Below are 18215 nucleotides of genomic sequence, written 5' to 3' on the forward strand. Positions count from 1 at the left end.
GTCATCACGAAACAGAAAAAGGGATGCGACCGGATCGCATCCCTTTTCGTTTGTCATCACGCCGAAGGCGTCGAGAACGGTACGAAGTACCCTACAGCACCCGCGAGTGGCGATAGCCACCCTCGGTCAACGCATTCAGCAACTCTTCCACCTGGTCACGTCCGCGCGTTTCCATGGTGATGTCAATGGTCGTATCGCCCAGGTTCACGCCGTAATAGGCGCGGTTATAGAGCGTATCGACGATATTCACGCCATGTTTCGCAATCAGCGTGGTCAGGTCCTGCAGAGCACCCGCACGATCCAGCAAGTGAATACGCAGCCGGATCAAACGTCCATCCTGTACCAGACCGCGTTCAATAATGCGGCTCAGCAGGGTGACGTCGATATTGCCGCCGCCCACCAGAACGGCAGTTTTCGCATTCTTCAGCGACGTTCGTTTCTGCAGCAGCGCAGCCAGCGCAGCAGCACCGGCACCCTCGGCCAGTGTCTTTTCGCGTTCCAGCAGGACGAGGATCGCAGCAGCAATCTCGTCTTCATCCACCGTGACAATCTCATCCACATACCGCTGCACCAGCGGCAGGGTAATGTCGCCGCTACGGCGCACGGCAATGCCGTCGCCAATGGTGGTCGCAGCATCAATTGTGACGGGATGGCCCGCTTCCACAGCGGCCTTCATGCTGGGCAGCCGCGACGTCTGCACACCCACCACGCGAATGTTCGGGTTGCGCGACTTCACCGCGCAGGCAATGCCGCCAATCAGGCCGCCACCGCCAATGGGGACGATCACAGCTTCCAGCCCATCCACCTGCTCCAGCAGCTCCAGGCCAATCGTGCCTTGACCGGCGATGACTTCTGGATCATCGAAGGGATGAATGAAGGTAAGCCCCTCGGCATCGCATAGCCTGCGAGCTTCGGCGTAGGCGGCATCATAGTTCGGCCCGTGCAGAATCACGTTCGCGCCAAACCGCCGTGTGGCGTTCACCTTCACCATCGGCGTTGGTTCGGGCATCACGATGGTGGAACGAATACCCCGACGCGTCGCGTGATACGCCACACCCTGCGCATGGTTTCCGGCTGATGCGGCAATCACGCCGCGCTGCGATTGTTCCGGCGTCAGCAGCGAGATGCGGTTCAGCGCACCCCGCTCTTTGAACGCGCCGGTCATCTGCAGATTTTCCAGTTTCAGGTGAACCTGTTGTCCGGTCAGTTCCGTCAGTGTGTGTGAAAAGGCGCAGGGCGTGTAATACACGGCGTCGCGTACGCGTTCCCGTGCGGCCTCTACGTCGGCAAGTGTGATGGCGAGATCAGTCTCTGTGGCTGGCATGGCTCTGCCATTCAGACTACCGGAAAGCGCTGATTCAGGCGGATTTTCGCTTGGCGGACTGGCGTTGGTGCAGGTCGTCCAGCCGCGGTTGCAGGCGATCCACGGCAGCGCTCAATACGGCATTTAACTCCTGCATCTGCTCCAGCTTTGTTTCCGCCCACATATCGTGGCTGAGCACTGCCCAAAGCTCAATGGCGCGTTCGTACGCCTTTTTCCCTTTGGGCGTGAGGACGGTAGTGAGGATGCGGCGATTCCTGGGAGAAGGCGAGCGCTTGATCCAGCCTTCGCGCTCTGCGCGCACCACAAGACTCTGCATACTTTGCGGGGTGATGTAGCAGGTGCGGGCCAGCTCTGCGGAGGAAATATCCGATTCTTCATGCACAGCGTTTAACATGCGGAGTTGCGCCAGGGTCATGCCGTCTGACTCCAACTCGGCTTCCAGCAGCAGGCGCATGTTCGTCATCAGCCGCTTCATGGTCAGCGAAATGGCTTTTGCGGCATCGTCGCGATTTTCCTGTTTCGATTTCCGCATCCGTATCAGTCCCCTGATACTCTATATCAGTATTCTGATATGGCTGCAACGACCATAACTCATCACGAAGCGGTATGGAAACCGAAGCACAACCCGTGGCTGGTAGCCATGACGGTGACCATAGCCACCTTTATGGAGGTTCTGGATACCTCCATTGCGAACGTGGCCCTGCCGCACATCGCAGGCTCCGTAGGCGCTTCGCAGGAAGAGGCGACATGGGTGCTCACCAGCTATCTGGTCGCATCGGCCGTGATTCTTCCCATCTCCGGATGGATCTCCAACCGCATCGGGCGTAAGCGTTTTTACATGACCTGTGTGGTCATGTTCACGGTGTGCTCGCTGCTCTGCGGCATTGCTCCCACGCTGCCATTCCTCATCCTTGCGCGGATTCTTCAGGGCCTGGGCGGTGGTGGTTTGGCGCCCAGCGAACAGGCCATCCTGGCCGACACTTTCCCCATTGAAAAGCGCGGTCAGGCATTCGCCATGTACGGCGCGGCGGTCGTCGTTGCGCCCGCCATCGGCCCCACATTGGGCGGTTGGCTTACCGACAACTACAACTGGCACTGGATCTTCTTCATCAACCTGCCGTTCGGCCTGTTGTCGCTGTACCTGTCGAACCGCATGGTTGAGGACCCACCAGAACTGGTGGCGCGCACCAAGCGTCGAGACCCCGTGGACTTCATCGGCCTCATCAGTGTTGCCCTCGGCGTAGGTCTGCTGGAGTTCACACTGGATAAGGGCCAGGAAAAGGACTGGTTCGGCTCCGGTGAGATTCAGCTCACCACGGCGCTCGCCGTCATCATCCTCGTCTTCTTTGTCTTCTGGGAATGGCGTCATCCTGACCCCATTGTGGATTTGAAGCTGCTGAAGAACCGTAATTTCGGCACCGCTGTCTTCCTGCAACTGGTGCTCGGCATGGTGCTGTTCGGGTCAACCGTGCTCATCCCGCAGTATCTACAAACCATGCTTGGTTACACCGCAGAACTCGCAGGTAAAGTGCTCAGTCCTGCCGGCCTGGTCATGATGGTGATGATGGCGGTTGCAGGCAGGACGCTGGGCAAGGGTGATCCACGCCTAACGGTGATGCTCGGCTATCTCGCCGTCGCTGCGGGGCTGTACAACCTCACACGACTTGATCTTTACAGTTCATTCGGAACGGTCACACTGTGGCGCATGTTGCAGGTCATCGGCTTGCCGTTTATCTTCATCCCCATCTCCACGCTGAATTACGTGGGTGTGCCGCGCGAAAAGAGCAACCAGATTTCGTCCCTGTCGAACTTCGCTCGAAACATCGGCGGATCGGCGGGAACAGCCTTGCTTACTACGTACCTGGCGCGTTCGGCGCAGGTGCACATGAGCAACCTGGGCGCAAATATCACGGCAGGCAGCTACGCCTTGCAGGCCTACATCAGCCGCTTCGCCGCGGCCACACACATGACCTATGCGCAGGCACAACCGCTGGCTATGGCATCTGCCTTCGGGCAGATGGCGCAGCAGGCCACCATGATCGCCTACAAGAACGCCTTCGCCATGCTTGCATGGGTGGTCATGGCACTGTCGCCACTGGTGTGGCTCATGCGTCTGCCGCCCAAGAACGCCAAGGTGGACCCGGAACAGATGGCCGGTCACTGAGCCATATCGTGCTATCTATGCCGTCATTCTGAGGAGCATAGCGACGAAGAATCCCCACGGAGCTTCGTCGCACCACTATCGTTCTGGGCTTTCTCACAAGGAACTTTGGGACATTCCGATGAAGTGTGAAATCGCCGTCATCCTGAGCGAAACGAAGAATGACGGCGACAAATGGATCAGAAGCGGCTTACCGCATCATGAGCATTGGTCCGCTCTCCGCGCCAAATTTCGGTTCGGAGACTTCGCTGCGTTTCTTTCCGTCGGACACCATCGTCAGGGTCTGTTCCTTACGATCGCGTACAACGGTCATGGTGATGGGCTTGCCTTTGCCCTCATGCAGCGCGCGCGTCCAGTCCTTCTCGGTATTCACGCGGTTGCCGTTCATGCGCGTAATCACATCGCCTGCATGTAGTCCCGCAGCGGCAGCTGGGCTGTTGCTTTCCACTGCGTGCACCAGCAGGCCGTTGCCATCCTTCACGCCAAAGTAATCCGCAAGCTGTGCCCCCATGGTGTCCACGGTAGCGCCGGTGTAAATCGGCAACAGCGGTAACAGATGTCCCGACATAAACGAGCGACCGAAGACGCCGCTACTCTTCGGCGCTGCCGGTGGAGGAGCAGGTTCCGTAGAAGCCGCACTTTCATCGGGATTGGGCACAGTCCAGCGTTGCAACCGTGCCTGACGATCCACTTCTTCGCGAGTCGAAAGCGTAGCGGATACAGAACGTTCCATACCGTCGCGCCAGACGGTAAGCGAAATCGTTTTGCTCGGCTGCAGATCGTGCAGCAACTTGCGCAGTTGCTCTTCGCCCTCAACAGCCGTGCCATTCAGGCTCAACACCACATCGTGTTCGCGCAGACCAGCCTTACCGGCAGGACCATCGTGGTCTACCATCACGATCTCTGCGCCGCGTTTGTCTTTCAGGTGTTGCGAGTTGTACGTGGCATCCGAAACATCATGAAACATGATGCCCAGGTAACCCTGCGCAGGTGTGCTGTGACCACCGGCTCCGCCGCCATACATGGGTGGAGTTTCCAATGAAGACACCAGCACCTGCTGCGCTTGTGCAACCGGGGCCGCAAGCAACGAGAGGAAAATCGCGGCCGCAGCCAGGTTACTGAATGCCATCGATGTTACCCAGCGCCTGCATCGATGCATTGCGGATGTAGGGGTTATCGTCCTGCGTGGAAACCGTGTGCAGCACCTGCCGTACGCTGGTATCGCCTTCTACCGGTTCCAGCATCGCAATGGCGTGTGTGCGCACATCGGCACTGGAATCGTGCATCAGGCTTTCCAGCACGGCATCGCGCACGCGCAGGTCTTCGCCAATAAAGCGCTGCAGACCTTCCAGTGCGCGCAGACGAACTGAGGGACTTTTGTCATAGCGAAGGCTTACCAGCAGCGCATCCCGCACGCCGGTCCGGTCTCCATCACCGTGTTCGCAACGATGGCCCGCGACACATTCCTTCGCCAGCAGGTCCACGCTGGTTTCGCGCACGTCATTGTTCAGGCCCTTCTGCGCCGCCAGCGTCAGCAGTTGACGCACCTGCGGATCATCCAGACGGCCCTGAATGGTCATGGGAACCACGCGGTTATAACGAACTTCCACGCGGTCGGCATCGGGCAGGGGAAGAATGCCGCTGATATTGCTCACGCCACCTTCCGCATCGTTCATGGAGACCACGGCGGGCTGCGGAATCGGGGCGGTGGCCAGTTGATAACGTGTGAGCAGGTTGCCGCTTAGAAACCCAACGCCCACCAGCAGAGTCGCCAAAGCGGGCGCGGCATACAGATGCTGCCATGTACCCACCAGGCTGTTTCGCAGGCGCATCCGCCACGTGCTCTGGGCTGCTTCGTCCAGAGCTTCGTCCAGTCGCAGTCGGCTGGCGGCCAGCAGGTTGGCGGGAATCTCGGGTCGGGTCTGCTCGGCAAGAAGAGTGGTCAGCTCGGCCATGGCATCCGCCTCGGCCTGGCAATCGCTACAATTCCGCAGATGCAGCTGAAGCTCCGCGTGATCCTCTTCGGGGATCTCGTCGTAAGCCAGCAGAATCAGTTGGTCTTTTACCTCATCGCACTTCATGACGCTTGTGTTCCTTGTGTATGGCTTCCTGAAAATTGCTGCTTGCGGCGACCGGTCGTAACGTTTCGAGAACGTTATCGCCTGCCGTCTGATTGGCCCCCGGACTTTGCCGGTGGGGTGCTGCTGCGTCGTGCCGCGGAACGCTTGTGCGTTCTTGGTGCTTTTTATGCGTCTGCCAGATTGGCGCGCAGCTTGCGTGTTGCTCGGAAGAGTGTGTTCTTCGCCGTCTCTTCCGTGGTCTGCAGCATCTCGCCAATGGCGCGAAGCTTCAGGCCCTGGTAGTGCTTCAGTTCAAACACCGTCCGCTCGCGCGGAGTCAGTTGATCCAGCGCTTCCTGAATGCGCAGGTTCAAAGTGTTGCGTCGCAACTCCAGATCCGGGTTGGCCCCGGCGCGGTCGTCACTCACGCTGCTCATCAGGTCAATCGTGTCGCCCGAACTGTCGGTGACGATGCTCGGATCTTCGCGGCGGCTCTTACGCCGACGCAGCGCGTCCAGGCAAAGGTTCGTCACAATCCGGTACAGCCACGTATAAAACGAGCACTCAAACCGAAAATTCTGTAGATGGCGGTATGCCTTCAGGAACGCTTCCTGATGCACGTCCTGCGCATCTTGTTCATTTCCCAGCATATGCAGCGCCAGCCGCAATACCGCGCCGTCGTATCGCCGCACAAGCTGGTCAAACGCGCCACGCTGGCCTTTTTGGGCCTGCCGGATCAGCTCGTCATCTTCCAGACGCTGCTGTGCCCGCGCTTCCATCTGCGCCGGTGTCAGCGCCGCTCGTCCTGCCCGACCTGCCGCTACTTTCGCCACTGCTGGCGATTCTACCGCGACCACGCCCGGTCCGATTGCACCGCCCGTGTTGAAGACACTTCCTACGGTCGGGTCGCTCAAAGTACCCGCCGCCAAACCACTGCCAACAATCTGTGTACCCATCGTGCGCTGACTCCGGAAGCCAGAAGATCGATCTTGTAGTGATAGACCAGCGCCAGTGGAAAAGGTTAGTAGCAAGAAAATCGGCACAGCGTCCGCTATGCCGATTCAGGACGTCAAATTCGAAAAACGCTACTTCTTCGCGTACTTTTTCGTATCCACCTTCGTGTTGTAGCGGATGTTCGTGTAATACGCCGTACGCGTGTCGCCCTCGGGCGTATACGAAAGCTGCTTCAGCGAGACGCCGCGCGTTGTATCCACCCAGATCGTGATGTGCGTAAACATGTTCGCCACAGACGCGTCTTTCGGTACCAGGTCCAGCTTCGCGGTGGGCACGCCGTCCACCGTCTCAGTGCCCTGCTGCGTGATCGTCCACGCCTTCTCCAGGTCCTTGCCACTGCCGCCAAAACCCAGCGTTAGGAAGCTCTCCGCACGAGCCTTGTCCTGCCCGGCGTTGAAGGGCGTGGACTTCTTGGAAATGGTGTCGTACATATCGCCCTTGCCATTGGCAAAGTGCAGATACTTCGTAGGCGGCGAGCCTGCCTTTGGCGAAAGCAGTGCTCCCGTCTCTGTATAGCCGGACTTGCGAATGAAGTAGATGGAACCGAACTGCGAGGTCGTTTCGCGCACCACTTTTTCAAACTGGTCCCAGCGCAGGTCGGCCTCGGCGCTCTGGAACTTCGTGGAGGCAGTATCCAGAGCGCGCAATGTCTTATCCAGTGCCGGATCATTGGCCGCATGCGCGGCAGTGAAAGTGCTCAGAACAATGGCGGCTGCGACAGTTGTACGTGCGAAAAAGGTCATCTTACTCCTGTGTCCCTCAAACCAATTCATTAGACACAGGTTTGAGCGGGATGGCTGCGTCCGTATCTGGATTGTTCTGTGCTGTCATTCTGACCCTGAGCTTGTCGAAGGGGAAGAATCCCGACAATGTTGGTCCCGCGAAAACCGCGTCAGGCTTTCTTGCGAAAACCTAGCGATGCGCCCAGACGCGGTACGCCGTAGTCTGCCCATCCGCGCCAGCGACGGGCTCATAGCGTTCGATCAGGACATCCCCCGCAATCGGCTCAATCAGCCGTCGCAGTGCCCTGCGCATACGTTTTTCCGGATCGTTGCTGGAGACATGCTGCAGGCTCTGCTGCACGTCGGCTGCTTTCACCTCGTAGGTGATGCTGCCCGTGCCGTCGTTCTGCACCATAATCTGCGACGGCAGGTTGTACACCGGCCGGTCGCGGAAGTTGATCACATGGGGCGACACAAAGATGAACAGCAGAATCAGCGTCACCATCACGTCATAGTGAAAGCTGCCGCGTTCGTACGTCCAGAACAGGTAGCTGCGCAGTGTCTTCAGCATCGTTTTATAGCCCTGCCTGCTTGGTAATTACGGTCAATCCGCCCATGTACGGCACCAGCACATCCGGCACACGGACAGAGCCATCTTCCTGTAGATAGTTTTCCAGAATTGCCAGATACGTGCGTCCCACGGCCAGACCGCTGCCATTCAGCGTGTGCACATACTCCGTCTTCTTCTGCCCTGCAGGACGATAGCGGATGTTCGCGCGCCGCGCCTGGAAGCTGCCCATGTTGCTGCACGAAGAAATCTCGCGATAGGTGTTCTGGCTCGGCAGCCACACTTCCAGATCGTAGGTCTTCATCGACCCAAAACCCATATCGCCCGTGCAAAGCAGCATACGCCGATAGGGAAGTCCCAGCTTCTCCAGAACCGCCTCAGCATGCAGCGTCAGTTTCTCCAGTTCGGCCATGCTGTTGTCCGGCGTGGTGAACTTTACAAGTTCGACTTTCTGAAACTGGTGCTGGCGAATCATGCCGCGCACATCGCGCCCATAGCTGCCCGCCTCGCTGCGGAAGCATGGCGTGTAGGCGCAGTAGCTGATGGTCGGATTCAGCTCAATCGTCTCGTCGCGATACAGGTTCGTCACCGGCACTTCTGCGGTCGGAATCAGCCAGTGATCGTTGTCCTGTAACTCTCCGGCAACATACGCGCCCTTGTCATCGCAATGGAACAGGTCTTCCGCAAACTTCGGCAACTGGCCCGTACCAAACAGGCTTTGTGAATTCACCATCACCGGCGGCATCACTTCCGTGTAGCCGTGCTCGTTGATGTGCAGGTCCAGCATGAAGTTGGCCAGAGCGCGTTCCAGCCGCGCACCCGCACCCACCTGCACCACAAAACGGCTGCCGGAAATCTTCGCGGCACGCTGAAAGTCCAGCACGCCCAGCGACTCGCCAATCTCCCAGTGCGGCTTCGCATGGGCCAACGTCTTCGGTTCACCCCACGTCTTTTCCAGCTTGTTGCCGGTTTCATCCTTGCCATCGGGAACGCTGGCATCGGGAATGTTGGGGATGGCCTCAAGAATGGCGCGCAGCTTCGCGTCGTGCGCGGTGGCTGTGGCTTCCAGCGACTCGGATTCTTCGCGCAGTGCGCGGACTTCCTCGGTCAGCGCGGTGGCATCGCCACCTGTGCGTTTCAGCTTGCCAATCTTTTCCGACAGGCGGTTACGCTTCGCCTTCAACTGCTCCACGGCAGTAATGGCTTCGCGGCGGGCGGAGTCGATGGCGGCAAAATCGCCCAACAGGGCGGCGGGGTCGGCGTTACGGCGGCGAAGCGCGGCTTCCACCTCCGGGAGATTGCCCCGGACGTATGCAAGATCAAGCATGTCCTCTATGGTATCGGTTCCGGGCGCTTTAGGGCATCCGCCATATTCCCACTGTCTTGAATGAGTGTCATTCTGAGCGAAGCGAAGAATCCCAACGACTTTTCAATGAGCACAACAGTTCAAAGTTTTCTGCCACAGAACCAAACCAGCTTCGCAAAACCAGCTTCGCAAAGCGAAGCTCCAACGGCCGAAGGCCGTCATCCTGAGCGAAGCCGAAGGACCTGCATTCCTACACACCCTCTACAACGCACCAGGAAACCCCAACAAACCACCAGCCAAAAAACCGGGTGCCCCAGGTTCGCGAAGCTAACCTGGGTATCGCTCCAAAGGAGCGATCTAACGCACCAAGTGCGTCCAGCGAAGCTTCAAGGCACGAAAATGTGTTCCCAGCGAAGCTCCAACGGCCGAAGGCCATCATCCTGAGCGAAACGAAGGACCTGCATTCTTCTCTGCTCACTACTAATGCTCCGGGTGGCCACGCGCAAGGCTGGCCCAAACCTCTTGCCTGACGCAATTGTCAGAATCCTGTAAGGATTCGCCGCACTCATCGCAGTACCATGTCTGCATGCGTTCGTTCCGATCTTTTGCTGCCTCTCTGCTCGTTGCTGCCCTTGCGTCTGCAGCCGTGCCCACGCTCCACGCACAGGCGTACACCGGCTCGCCCAAACTCGTCGTGGAACTCGTCTTCGACCAGCTCCGCGGCGACTATCTGGACCGCTGGCGCACCGACTTCAAGGCAAAGAACGGCTGGAACCTGTTCCTGAAACAGGGCGTGCATTACACCGACTGCTATTACGACTACGCGAACCTCGTCACCGGCCCCGGCCACTCCACCATTGGCACCGGCGCCTATACCGACGGCCACGGCATCCCCGTCAACGACTGGTATGAGAAAGGCCCCGACGGCAAGATTCGCTCCGTCCAGTCCATTGACGACGACCGCTACACCCTTGTGGGTGAAGCCCCCGGCGCAAAGATGTCTCCCGGAGCCTCGCCGCACTTCCAGGTGGCCTCCACTCTGGGTGACGAACTTGTCCTGGCAACCAGCGGCAAGGCCCGCGTCTTCGGTGTCTCGCTGAAAGATCGCGCAGCCATCCTCACCAGCGGCCACGCCACCCGGGGAGCCTTCTGGACCGATCACGAATCCGGTCGCTGGATCACCTCCACCTACTGGACGAATCAGCTCCCGGCGTGGGTGGAAGCCTTCAACAGCGGTGACGAAGTCGCCAGGGCGCGTGCCGCCTCCAACATCCCGGACGGCAGCTTTTACGAGAAGGTCGGCGCAACACAGCAGGGCGTGGCCTATCAGCTTGACTTCGCCAAGGCGCTCATCCAGAACGAGCACCTCGGCCACAACCCGGACGGCGTCACTGACCTCATCACCATCTCCATCTCGTCCACGGACATTGCCGGTCACCGTTACGGCCCGGACGAAGGCCACCAGCGCGCGCTGATCGACGGCACAGACGTAGAACTCGACCGCTTCTTTACGTGGATCGACCAGACCGTTGGCCTGAAGAACGTCTTCGTCTCCCTGACCGGCGACCACGGCGTTTCCGCCAGCGTCAACGCGGCAGTTGGCATGGGCATGCCCGCACGCGGCATCGCCACCAGGCCGCTGTATGACTTCGTGGAAAAAGCCCTGCACGACAAGTTCAAGCCCAAGGGCAACGTGAAGTACGTCCTCGGCGGTGAATCGCCCTGGCTACAAATTGACCCCGAACCGTTTGAGGCGCAGGGCATCGCCGAAGATCAGGCAGAGGAAGCCACCGCCAAGGCCGTCTTTGACTACTTCGCCAGCCAGCCCCGCGACACCGCGCAGCACGCCGGAGCCGTCGGCGGACGCCTGCCCGAACCCATGCGCGTGCAGTACGTCTACACCGCATCGCAGCTTCGCCGTGGCGACGTGCCCAACACGGACCAGGGTCGCCGAGAACTGCACAGCTACTCACCGGTCGTCCGCTGGGCAGTGCATCTGAACTTCGGCGCGTACCAGTATTACGGCTCGGAAACCGGAACCACGCACTACTCGCAGAACTCATACGACCGCCACGTGCCGCTGGACTTCTACGGCGCAGCCTTCGTTCCTGGTACGTATCACAACATGGTGCAACCCGTGGACATTGCAGCCACGTTTGCCTCGCTGCTGCGCATCAACCGCCCGTCCGCAGCGGTAGGAACGGTGCGCACGGAAGCGTTGAAACCGGAACGGACCACGGTGCCAGCCACTACACTGAAGAAGTGAGCAAGCCAAACATGACGGTAGAGGTGGCCGGCGTATCCATGCGATCGCCGGTCATCGCCGCCAGTGGCACCTTCGGTTATGGCGTGGAATTTGAGGAAATCCTCGACCTCGCAAAGATCGGCGCTTTCGTCACCAAGGGTCTTTCCCTCCACCCCATGGACGGCAACAAGGCGCCCCGTATCATCGAAACTTCCTCTGGCATGATGAACGCCATCGGACTGCAGAACATCGGCGTCGACGCCTTCCTTAAGGACAAGCTTCCCGGCATCCGCCGCATGCCCGGCGTGGTCTGCATTGCCAATGTTTTCGGCTACACCATCGAAGATTGCCTTGGCGTCATCGAGCGCCTGAACGACGCCGAAGGCATCGCCATGTACGAGCTGAACGCAAGCTGCCCCAACACGAAACACGGCGGCATGGTCTTCGGCACAGACCCCGACTCACTCGGCGACCTGGTGCACCAATGCAGGGTCATCTCGAAACGGCCGCTGATGGTGAAGCTCTCACCCAACGTCACCAACATCGGCGGCATGGCGCGCGTGGCTCAGGCGGCAGGTGCCGACGCGGTATCGCTCGTGAACACCTTCCTCTCACTGGCTATCGACGTGAAAACACGCAAACCGAAGATCGCCAACGTCACCGGGGGCCTCAGCGGCCCCGCCATCAAGCCCATCGCGGTGCGTATGGTGTGGGAGGTAGCGCGCTCCGTTAATATCCCCATCGTAGGCATGGGCGGTATCGTGAAGCCGGAAGACGCGGTGGAGTTCCTCCTGGCAGGCGCGACCGCAGTGGAAGTAGGCACCGCCAGCTACGCCGACCCACGCGCCGTAGAGAAGATCAGCACCGGCCTCGAGCACTGGTGCGCCGCCAACGGAGTGGCCAACACAGCCGATTTAACGGGCGGTCTGCGCACGTAGCGCCTGTATCCACTTGCTAAACTATTGCTATGAACGGCCGTCACGAGATCGAATCGCGCCGCGAACAGATAGCAGCCATCTGCCGCGAGCACGGCGTCGCGCGCCTTCTCGTCTTCGGCTCGGTGCTGCGGGATGACTTCAACCCTGAGACCAGCGATATTGATTTTCTGGTGCAGTTCCTCCCCGAGGCTTCGAAGGCATGGGCAGGGGAATACACCGATCTGAAAGAAGCTCTGGAAGAGTTACTGAAACGTCCGGTCGATGTGGTGGGGGAAACCTGGATCAAGAACCCATACATTCTCCGCCACGTAGAGCGTGAAAAGGAGTTGCTCTATGCAGCATGAGTGTATTGCGTTTCTTGATGCAGTACGTAAGGCTGCGGCAGAGCTTACGTCGTACATTGATGGCTACACAGAGCAGCAGTATTTGAGTGATGGCCGTACGCAACGGGCCGTTGAGCGTTGTATTGAAATTATCGGTGAAGGCCTGGTTCAAATCCGCAATACGGATCTGTCCTTGCTGAATAAGCTGCCCCATGCCAGCCGAATCATCGGTATGCGAAACATCATCGTTCATGAATATGGTGACATTGACGGCACTCTTGTCTGGCATGCGGTAAGCACGCAGCTTGCAGGACTAATTGCAGCAGTACAAAACGAAATAGATGGGTTGGAAAGTAATGAGTAAGATCACACGAGCGCTGCTGAGCGTTACGGACAAGACAGGACTTCTGGACTTTGCAAAGCGCCTCAACGCGCAGGGTGTGGAACTGGTCTCCACCGGTGGCACTGCAAAGATGCTGCGTGACGGCGGCCTCTCCGTCAGCGATATCAGCGACCTGACCGGCTTCCCGGAGATGCTCGATGGCCGCGTGAAGACGCTGCATCCCAAGGTCCACGGTGGCATCCTGCACATCCGTTCCAACGCCGAGCACGTCGCCGCGGTGAACGAGCACGCCATCCAGCCCATCGACATGGTCGTGGTCAATCTCTATGCCTTTGAGAAGACCGCCTCCAGGCCCGGCGTCAAACTGGCGGAAATCGTCGAAAACATCGACATCGGCGGCCCCAGCATGGTGCGCAGCGCGGCCAAGAACTATCAGGACGTAGCTATTGTCACCGACGCGGCAGACTACGCCGCTATCGCCGACGAGATGGAAGCCAACGGCGGCTCGCTCTCTCTGCCCACTAAGTGGCGTCTCGCCAAGGCAGCCTTCGCCACCACTGCGGCGTATGACACCGCCATTGCCAACGCGCTGGAAAAGCTCCCCGAGCCGGACGGCACGCACGAGCAGCCCGCGACCTTCGAAGACGTGTTGCCCAAGGCCCTCCGCCTGAACCTGTCTCTGAAGGGCACGCTCCGCTACGGCGAGAACCCGCACCAGAAAGCCGCCGTCTACACCGACGGCACGGACAAGGGCATCGCCAACGCGAAGCAGCTCCAGGGCAAGGAACTCTCCTTCAATAACCTGGTCGATCTCGACGCCTGCTGGGATCTCGCCAGCGAGTTCACCGAACCTGCCGTCGCCATCATCAAGCACACCAACCCCTGCGGCGTAGCCACAGGCGACACCGTAGCCGACGCCTACCGCAACGCGCTTGCCGCAGACCCCATCTCTGCCTTCGGAGGCGTGATCGGTATCAACCGCGAAGTGGGCGCAGACGCGGCAGAGGAAATCGCCAGGCTCTTCGTGGAAGCCATCGTGGCTCCTAAATTCACGGCGGAAGCGGTCGAAGTCTTCGCCAGGAAGAAAAACCTTCGCCTCATCGAAATTGATCCCGCCCCGGCCAGGATCGCGCTCAAGCAGATTTCCGGCGGTATGCTCCTTCAGGACGCGGATCGCGGCTCGCTGGCTGACGTGGAACTGAAAGTCGTCACCAGGCGCCAGCCCACACCGGAAGAACTGACCGCCCTGAAGTTCGCGTGGACGGTCTGCAAGTACGTGAAATCAAATGCCATCGTCTACGCTCGCACACACGAGCGCCACGGCCAGTCTGTGGGCATCGGCGCAGGTCAGATGAGCCGTGTCGACGCAGCAAAGTTTGGCGCGCAGAAGGCAGTTCTTCCGCTCACCGGCACGGTCGCTGCATCAGACGCTTTCTTCCCCTTCGCCGACGGCCTGGAAACCGTGGCTCAGGCTGGCGCAACCGCCATCATTCAGCCGGGCGGCAGCGTGCGTGACAATGAAGTCATTGAAGCAGCAGACAAATTGGGGATTGCAATGATTTTCACCGGAATGCGACACTTCCGTCACGGCTGAGGTGTCTGTATCTGCAGGTACGCATCCACCGGAGCTCCGTCTTCGTCTAACCTGCTAGCACACATCTGTTGCAAGCCTGGTCGCGCGAGCGAGCGGACGCCGGGCAGAAGGATTGGTTCTTCTGATGATTGGTCCGCAGAACGCTGTTTATTTGTCTTCCCTCCGGCGGCTTGCTTCTCGAAGCGTAGCCCGCTGGATGCCTCTGGCCGCTGCGGCACTCCTTGTGTCCGCGGCGCCGCTGTCTGCCCAGAAGAACGCGAACGCTCCCGCGCCGCTGCCCCCGGTTACAGCATCGCAGGATGCCTCAGGCCCCAGTGCGGCTTATTACCACTATGGTCTGGCGCACATCTATGAAGACCTTGCCACCACGCAGGGTCGCAGCGACTACGCCACGCAGGCCATCGAACAGTACAAGCTTGCGCTGGACGCTGATCCCTCCTCCACCTATCTGCAGGACGGACTCGCCAGCCTGTACTTCAAGCTGGGCCGCATCCGCGAAGCTGTTCAGGTAGCGCAGGACCAGGTGAAGAAGAACAATGACGACCTGGAAGCACATCGCCTCCTCGGTCGCATCTATTACCGTTCCCTCGGCGACGCGCAGGGTCCGCAGCAGCAACAGATGGTTGAACTTGCACGCGCGGAATACGAGATGCTCGTCAAACTTGAACCCAACGTCGCGGAAAACCATCTCCTGTTGGGCCAGTTGTACGAGGTAAGCCATGATTCGGTGAAAGCCGAAGAGCAGTTCAAAGCAGCGCAGACACTCGACGGCGGTACAGAAGAATCGCTGTTGAACCTCGCTCGCCTCTACAGTGAACAGGGTGACACGCAGCGCGTGGTCAACACGCTTTCTGCTCTCCCGGTAGAAGACCGCACCGCACGCATCGAACTCGCCATCGGCGCCAGCTACGACCAGTTGCACAAGCCGAAAGAAGCCGCCGCAGCCTATCAGCGCGCGCTGGACAGCGAAGGCGACAACATGGACGCCATGCACGGTCTTGCGAACGCGCTGCTCGCGCAGGACAAGCTGGATGACGCGTTGAAGGTATACAACGACATCCTCGCTGCCGAACCGCAGGACGCGCAGACCCACATCAAGATATCGGAAATCCAGCGTCGCCAGGGCCATTACGACACTGCTCTCGCCACGCTGCAGAAGGCGAAAGCCTCCATTCCAGACAATGAAGAACTCATCTTCAACGAAGCTCTGCTCTATGACGCTCTCGGTCGTTACGCCGACGCGGAGACCGCGCTGAAGGGTGTTCTGCAGACCACGGCAAAGTCAGACAACAGCTACACCGATGGTGAACGCAACAACCGCGCCATCTTCCTCGACCGTCTCGCCACGCTCTATCGCGAAGAGAACAAGATCGACCTGGCCGTGGATACCTACAAGCAGATGACGGCTCTTGGCGGCGAGTTCAAATCGCGCGGCGTGGGCGGCGCAGTCGATGCCTATCGCGACGCGCATCAGTGGGACAAGGCAGAAGCAGTCGCCGCCGCAGCCGCCAAGGCAATGCCGGCCGATCGTGATGCGCAGATGCTCTGGGCAGGCCAGCTTGCCGACACCGGCAAGGCGGAGGAAGGCATTGCGCTGCTCAAGAAACAGTTGAACGGCAAGGGCCCGGACGACCGCATCACTTACCTCACGCTGGCGCAGGCATATCTTCGTCTGCGCAAGTACGATGATGCGAACGCCGCGCTGGACAAGGCTGAACCGCTCTCCACACGCAACGAAGACAAGCTCTACCTCTGGTTCCTGCGCGGCACCATTGACGACAAGCAGAACAAGAAAGACGAAGCGGAGACATGGTTCCGCAAATCGCTCGACGTGGACCCCAACAATGCGCAGACGCTCAACTATCTCGCATACATGTTCGCGGAACGCGGTGTGAAACTGCCGGAAGCACTCACTATGGTGAAGAAGGCCGTCGAGCTTGATCCGCAGAACTATGCTTATCTCGACACCGAGGGCTGGGTCTACTTCAAAATGGGCGAATACGCCATGGCCGAGAATCTGCTGCAGAAGGCTGTGGAACGCAACGCCACGGACCCTACCGTGCACGATCATCTGGGTCAGGCGCTGGAGAAGCAGAACAAGCTGAAGCCCGCCGTGGCACAGTGGGAACGTGCGCTGGTGGAATACAGCCGCTCGCTGCCTGCGGATATCGAACCGGACGACGTCAGCAATCTGCACAAGCGTCTGGATTCTGCAAAGGTAAAGCTCGCTAAGAACGCAGCGGGAACGAAGGTGATGCCGTAGGCACGGTCGCTCCAATTGACGCCTGCTACGACCTGCGCGCGTGCAGCGTGCGCGGCACAGCAGAGCAGCCGCTTCTACAGCGCGAGTGGTCAGAAACCGCGGAGCTTCGCGCACCGGGCTTCGAACGCGACCGCGAACGTGTCGTGCAGGCGCGCGCTTTCCGTCGCCTCGCAGGCAAAACACAGGTTTTCACCAGCCGCGAATCCGATCACTTCCGTTCACGTCTCACCCACACTATTGAAGTCGTGCAGATCGCGCGTGAAGTGGCGCGCTCACTCGGCCTGAATGAAGAACTCGTCGAAACCCTCGCGCTCGTTCATGACATCGGCCATCCGCCCTTTGGCCACGCGGGCGAACGCGCGCTGGATCAGTGCCTGCGGAAACACGGTCTGCGCTTCGATCACAATCTGCACGCCCTCCGCATCGTGGAACACTTTGAAGATTGGTACGCTGCGCACCGCGGGTTGAATCTCACACTCGGCGTACGCGAAGGCATCGTGAAACACTCGCGCGATTACAGCATCATCGACTATCCCGCGCTGCAGCCGTACTTCCTCGATCAGCGCCCGCCACTCGAAGCGCAGGTGATCGATCTCGCCGATGAAATCGCTTACCTCACCGCCGATCTGGATGACGGCGTAGAGAGTGGCCTGCTTGAGATCGAACACATCTGTGCCAACATCGGCATCATGGGCCGCGCTTACGAAAAGGTGCAGGAGATCCATCCCGGCGTCTCGCAGAAGTTTCATTTTCACGAGGCGCTGCAGGTCATGCAGAACGAACTCACCTCCGACCTCATCGAAACCACCGCAGCCAACGTCATGCAGCATCGCCTGCGTTCGCTCGACGATGTGCGCAACTGCCCGGAGCGTGTCGCTACCTTTTCTCCTGTCATGGAAGCACAGCGGCAGGAAGAAAAGGCGTATCTCTACGGCAAGCTCTACACCTGCGACTTTCTCGAAGCAGAACACGCCAAGGCAGACCACGTGGTCACCACGCTCTTCCACTTCTACATGCAGGACCCTTCACGCATGCCCGCCAGCTACGTGGAAGAAAGCGCCGTCGACGGCCTGCCGCGTACCGTCGCCGATTACATCGCAGGCATGACAGACAACTACATCCTGCAGCAGTTCTGGATGGTCTCCAAACTCCGCCGCTAGGCGAGGCTGAGCCGGATTGCAGTGTCCGCGCTGGCGTATTGGATACCCGCGCCGTCATTCTGAGCGAAGCGAAGAATCCCGACCCACTTTACTGCGCCCATACCGTCCATCCCTTTCAGCCACAGACCCACACCAGCTTCGCAAAGCGAAGCTCAAACGACCGTAAGGTCGTCATCCTGAGCGAAGCCGAAGCC

Annotated in this window: 16 protein-coding genes; 8 read left to right on the plus strand and 8 right to left on the minus strand. The window is 59.5% G+C overall.

Annotated elements, in window-relative coordinates:
* Nucleotides 1–91 precede the first annotated feature (91 nt).
* Nucleotides 92–1324, minus strand: coding sequence for a threonine ammonia-lyase (locus AB6729_RS14385; protein WP_371082316.1), 1233 nt, complete (start codon nucleotides 1322–1324; stop codon nucleotides 92–94).
* 34 nt (nucleotides 1325–1358) lie between these two features.
* Nucleotides 1359–1856 carry a MarR family winged helix-turn-helix transcriptional regulator gene (locus AB6729_RS14390; protein ID WP_371082317.1) on the minus strand — a complete coding sequence of 166 codons (498 nt, stop codon included), beginning with the start codon at nucleotides 1854–1856 and terminating at the stop codon, nucleotides 1359–1361.
* A 39-nt stretch (nucleotides 1857–1895) separates the two neighbouring features.
* Between AB6729_RS14390 and AB6729_RS14395 the strand changes: the two genes are divergently transcribed.
* A complete protein-coding gene (locus AB6729_RS14395; RefSeq protein WP_371082318.1) occupies nucleotides 1896–3488 on the plus strand; it encodes a DHA2 family efflux MFS transporter permease subunit in 1593 nt (530 codons plus the stop codon).
* Between the two features lie 187 nt (nucleotides 3489–3675).
* Here the strand turns inward: AB6729_RS14395 and AB6729_RS14400 are convergent, their stop codons facing one another.
* The 6 genes from AB6729_RS14400 to serS all read right to left on the minus strand — a co-directional run bounded on the left by AB6729_RS14400 (nucleotide 3676) and on the right by serS (nucleotide 9176).
* Entirely contained in the window at nucleotides 3676–4614 is a 939-nt protein-coding gene (locus tag AB6729_RS14400; protein ID WP_371082319.1) for a PDZ domain-containing protein, read from the minus strand.
* Entirely contained in the window at nucleotides 4601–5566 is a 966-nt protein-coding gene (locus AB6729_RS14405; RefSeq protein ID WP_371082320.1) for a HEAT repeat domain-containing protein, read from the minus strand. Before AB6729_RS14405 ends, AB6729_RS14400 begins: the two co-directional genes overlap by 14 nt.
* 164 nt (nucleotides 5567–5730) lie before the next feature.
* Complete coding sequence (locus AB6729_RS14410; RefSeq protein ID WP_371082321.1) at nucleotides 5731–6501, minus strand: RNA polymerase sigma factor; 771 nt, start codon at nucleotides 6499–6501, stop codon at nucleotides 5731–5733.
* A 129-nt stretch (nucleotides 6502–6630) separates the two neighbouring features.
* Nucleotides 6631–7302 (minus strand): outer membrane lipoprotein carrier protein LolA, encoded by a 672-nt coding sequence (locus tag AB6729_RS14415; RefSeq protein WP_371082322.1) that lies wholly within the window; start codon nucleotides 7300–7302, stop codon nucleotides 6631–6633.
* A gap of 169 nt (nucleotides 7303–7471) precedes the next feature.
* On the minus strand, nucleotides 7472–7852 hold the full coding sequence (locus tag AB6729_RS14420) for a hypothetical protein (RefSeq protein ID WP_371082323.1): 381 nt from the start codon (nucleotides 7850–7852) through the stop codon (nucleotides 7472–7474).
* 4 nt (nucleotides 7853–7856) lie between these two features.
* Entirely contained in the window at nucleotides 7857–9176 is a 1320-nt protein-coding gene (gene serS, locus AB6729_RS14425; protein ID WP_371082324.1) for a serine--tRNA ligase, read from the minus strand.
* 565 nt (nucleotides 9177–9741) lie between these two features.
* Here serS and AB6729_RS14430 point away from each other — a divergent pair.
* The 7 genes from AB6729_RS14430 to dgt all read left to right on the plus strand — a co-directional run bounded on the left by AB6729_RS14430 (nucleotide 9742) and on the right by dgt (nucleotide 18021).
* Nucleotides 9742–11421 (plus strand): alkaline phosphatase family protein, encoded by a 1680-nt coding sequence (locus AB6729_RS14430; protein ID WP_371082325.1) that lies wholly within the window; start codon nucleotides 9742–9744, stop codon nucleotides 11419–11421.
* Between the two features lie 11 nt (nucleotides 11422–11432).
* Nucleotides 11433–12338, plus strand: a complete 906-nt coding sequence (locus AB6729_RS14435) for a dihydroorotate dehydrogenase (protein ID WP_371082326.1) — start codon at nucleotides 11433–11435, stop codon at nucleotides 12336–12338.
* A gap of 29 nt (nucleotides 12339–12367) precedes the next feature.
* Nucleotides 12368–12682 (plus strand): nucleotidyltransferase family protein, encoded by a 315-nt coding sequence (locus AB6729_RS14440; protein ID WP_371082327.1) that lies wholly within the window; start codon nucleotides 12368–12370, stop codon nucleotides 12680–12682.
* On the plus strand, nucleotides 12672–13025 hold the full coding sequence (locus AB6729_RS14445) for a DUF86 domain-containing protein (RefSeq protein WP_371082328.1): 354 nt from the start codon (nucleotides 12672–12674) through the stop codon (nucleotides 13023–13025). Before AB6729_RS14440 ends, AB6729_RS14445 begins: the two co-directional genes overlap by 11 nt.
* Complete coding sequence (gene purH / locus AB6729_RS14450; protein ID WP_371082329.1) at nucleotides 13018–14598, plus strand: bifunctional phosphoribosylaminoimidazolecarboxamide formyltransferase/IMP cyclohydrolase; 1581 nt, start codon at nucleotides 13018–13020, stop codon at nucleotides 14596–14598. The genes AB6729_RS14445 and purH overlap by 8 nt, the downstream gene beginning before the upstream one ends.
* A 196-nt stretch (nucleotides 14599–14794) precedes the next feature.
* On the plus strand, nucleotides 14795–16861 hold the full coding sequence (locus AB6729_RS14455; protein ID WP_371082330.1) for a tetratricopeptide repeat protein: 2067 nt from the start codon (nucleotides 14795–14797) through the stop codon (nucleotides 16859–16861).
* Between the two features lie 47 nt (nucleotides 16862–16908).
* Nucleotides 16909–18021: a dGTP triphosphohydrolase gene (dgt, locus tag AB6729_RS14460; RefSeq protein WP_371082331.1), complete on the plus strand. Its 1113-nt coding sequence runs from the start codon at nucleotides 16909–16911 to the stop codon at nucleotides 18019–18021.
* The last annotated feature ends 194 nt before the right edge of the window (nucleotides 18022–18215 follow it).

Origin of the sequence: Terriglobus sp. RCC_193, assembly GCF_041355105.1 — a bacterium.
In the GTDB taxonomy this organism is placed as follows: Bacteria; Acidobacteriota; Terriglobia; order Terriglobales; family Acidobacteriaceae; genus Terriglobus.

Coding starts and splice junctions, on each gene's coding strand:
- AB6729_RS14385 (WP_371082316.1), bottom strand. CDS start 1,324: ATGCCAGCCACAGAGACTGATCTCGCCATCACACTTGCCGACGTAGAG.
- AB6729_RS14390 (WP_371082317.1), bottom strand. CDS start 1,856: ATGCGGAAATCGAAACAGGAAAATCGCGACGATGCCGCAAAAGCCATT.
- AB6729_RS14395 (WP_371082318.1), top strand. CDS start 1,896: ATGGCTGCAACGACCATAACTCATCACGAAGCGGTATGGAAACCGAAG.
- AB6729_RS14400 (WP_371082319.1), bottom strand. CDS start 4,614: ATGGCATTCAGTAACCTGGCTGCGGCCGCGATTTTCCTCTCGTTGCTT.
- AB6729_RS14405 (WP_371082320.1), bottom strand. CDS start 5,566: ATGAAGTGCGATGAGGTAAAAGACCAACTGATTCTGCTGGCTTACGAC.
- AB6729_RS14410 (WP_371082321.1), bottom strand. CDS start 6,501: ATGGGTACACAGATTGTTGGCAGTGGTTTGGCGGCGGGTACTTTGAGC.
- AB6729_RS14415 (WP_371082322.1), bottom strand. CDS start 7,302: ATGACCTTTTTCGCACGTACAACTGTCGCAGCCGCCATTGTTCTGAGC.
- AB6729_RS14420 (WP_371082323.1), bottom strand. CDS start 7,852: ATGCTGAAGACACTGCGCAGCTACCTGTTCTGGACGTACGAACGCGGC.
- serS (WP_371082324.1), bottom strand. CDS start 9,176: ATGCTTGATCTTGCATACGTCCGGGGCAATCTCCCGGAGGTGGAAGCC.
- AB6729_RS14430 (WP_371082325.1), top strand. CDS start 9,742: ATGCGTTCGTTCCGATCTTTTGCTGCCTCTCTGCTCGTTGCTGCCCTT.
- AB6729_RS14435 (WP_371082326.1), top strand. CDS start 11,433: ATGACGGTAGAGGTGGCCGGCGTATCCATGCGATCGCCGGTCATCGCC.
- AB6729_RS14440 (WP_371082327.1), top strand. CDS start 12,368: ATGAACGGCCGTCACGAGATCGAATCGCGCCGCGAACAGATAGCAGCC.
- AB6729_RS14445 (WP_371082328.1), top strand. CDS start 12,672: ATGCAGCATGAGTGTATTGCGTTTCTTGATGCAGTACGTAAGGCTGCG.
- purH (WP_371082329.1), top strand. CDS start 13,018: ATGAGTAAGATCACACGAGCGCTGCTGAGCGTTACGGACAAGACAGGA.
- AB6729_RS14455 (WP_371082330.1), top strand. CDS start 14,795: ATGCCTCTGGCCGCTGCGGCACTCCTTGTGTCCGCGGCGCCGCTGTCT.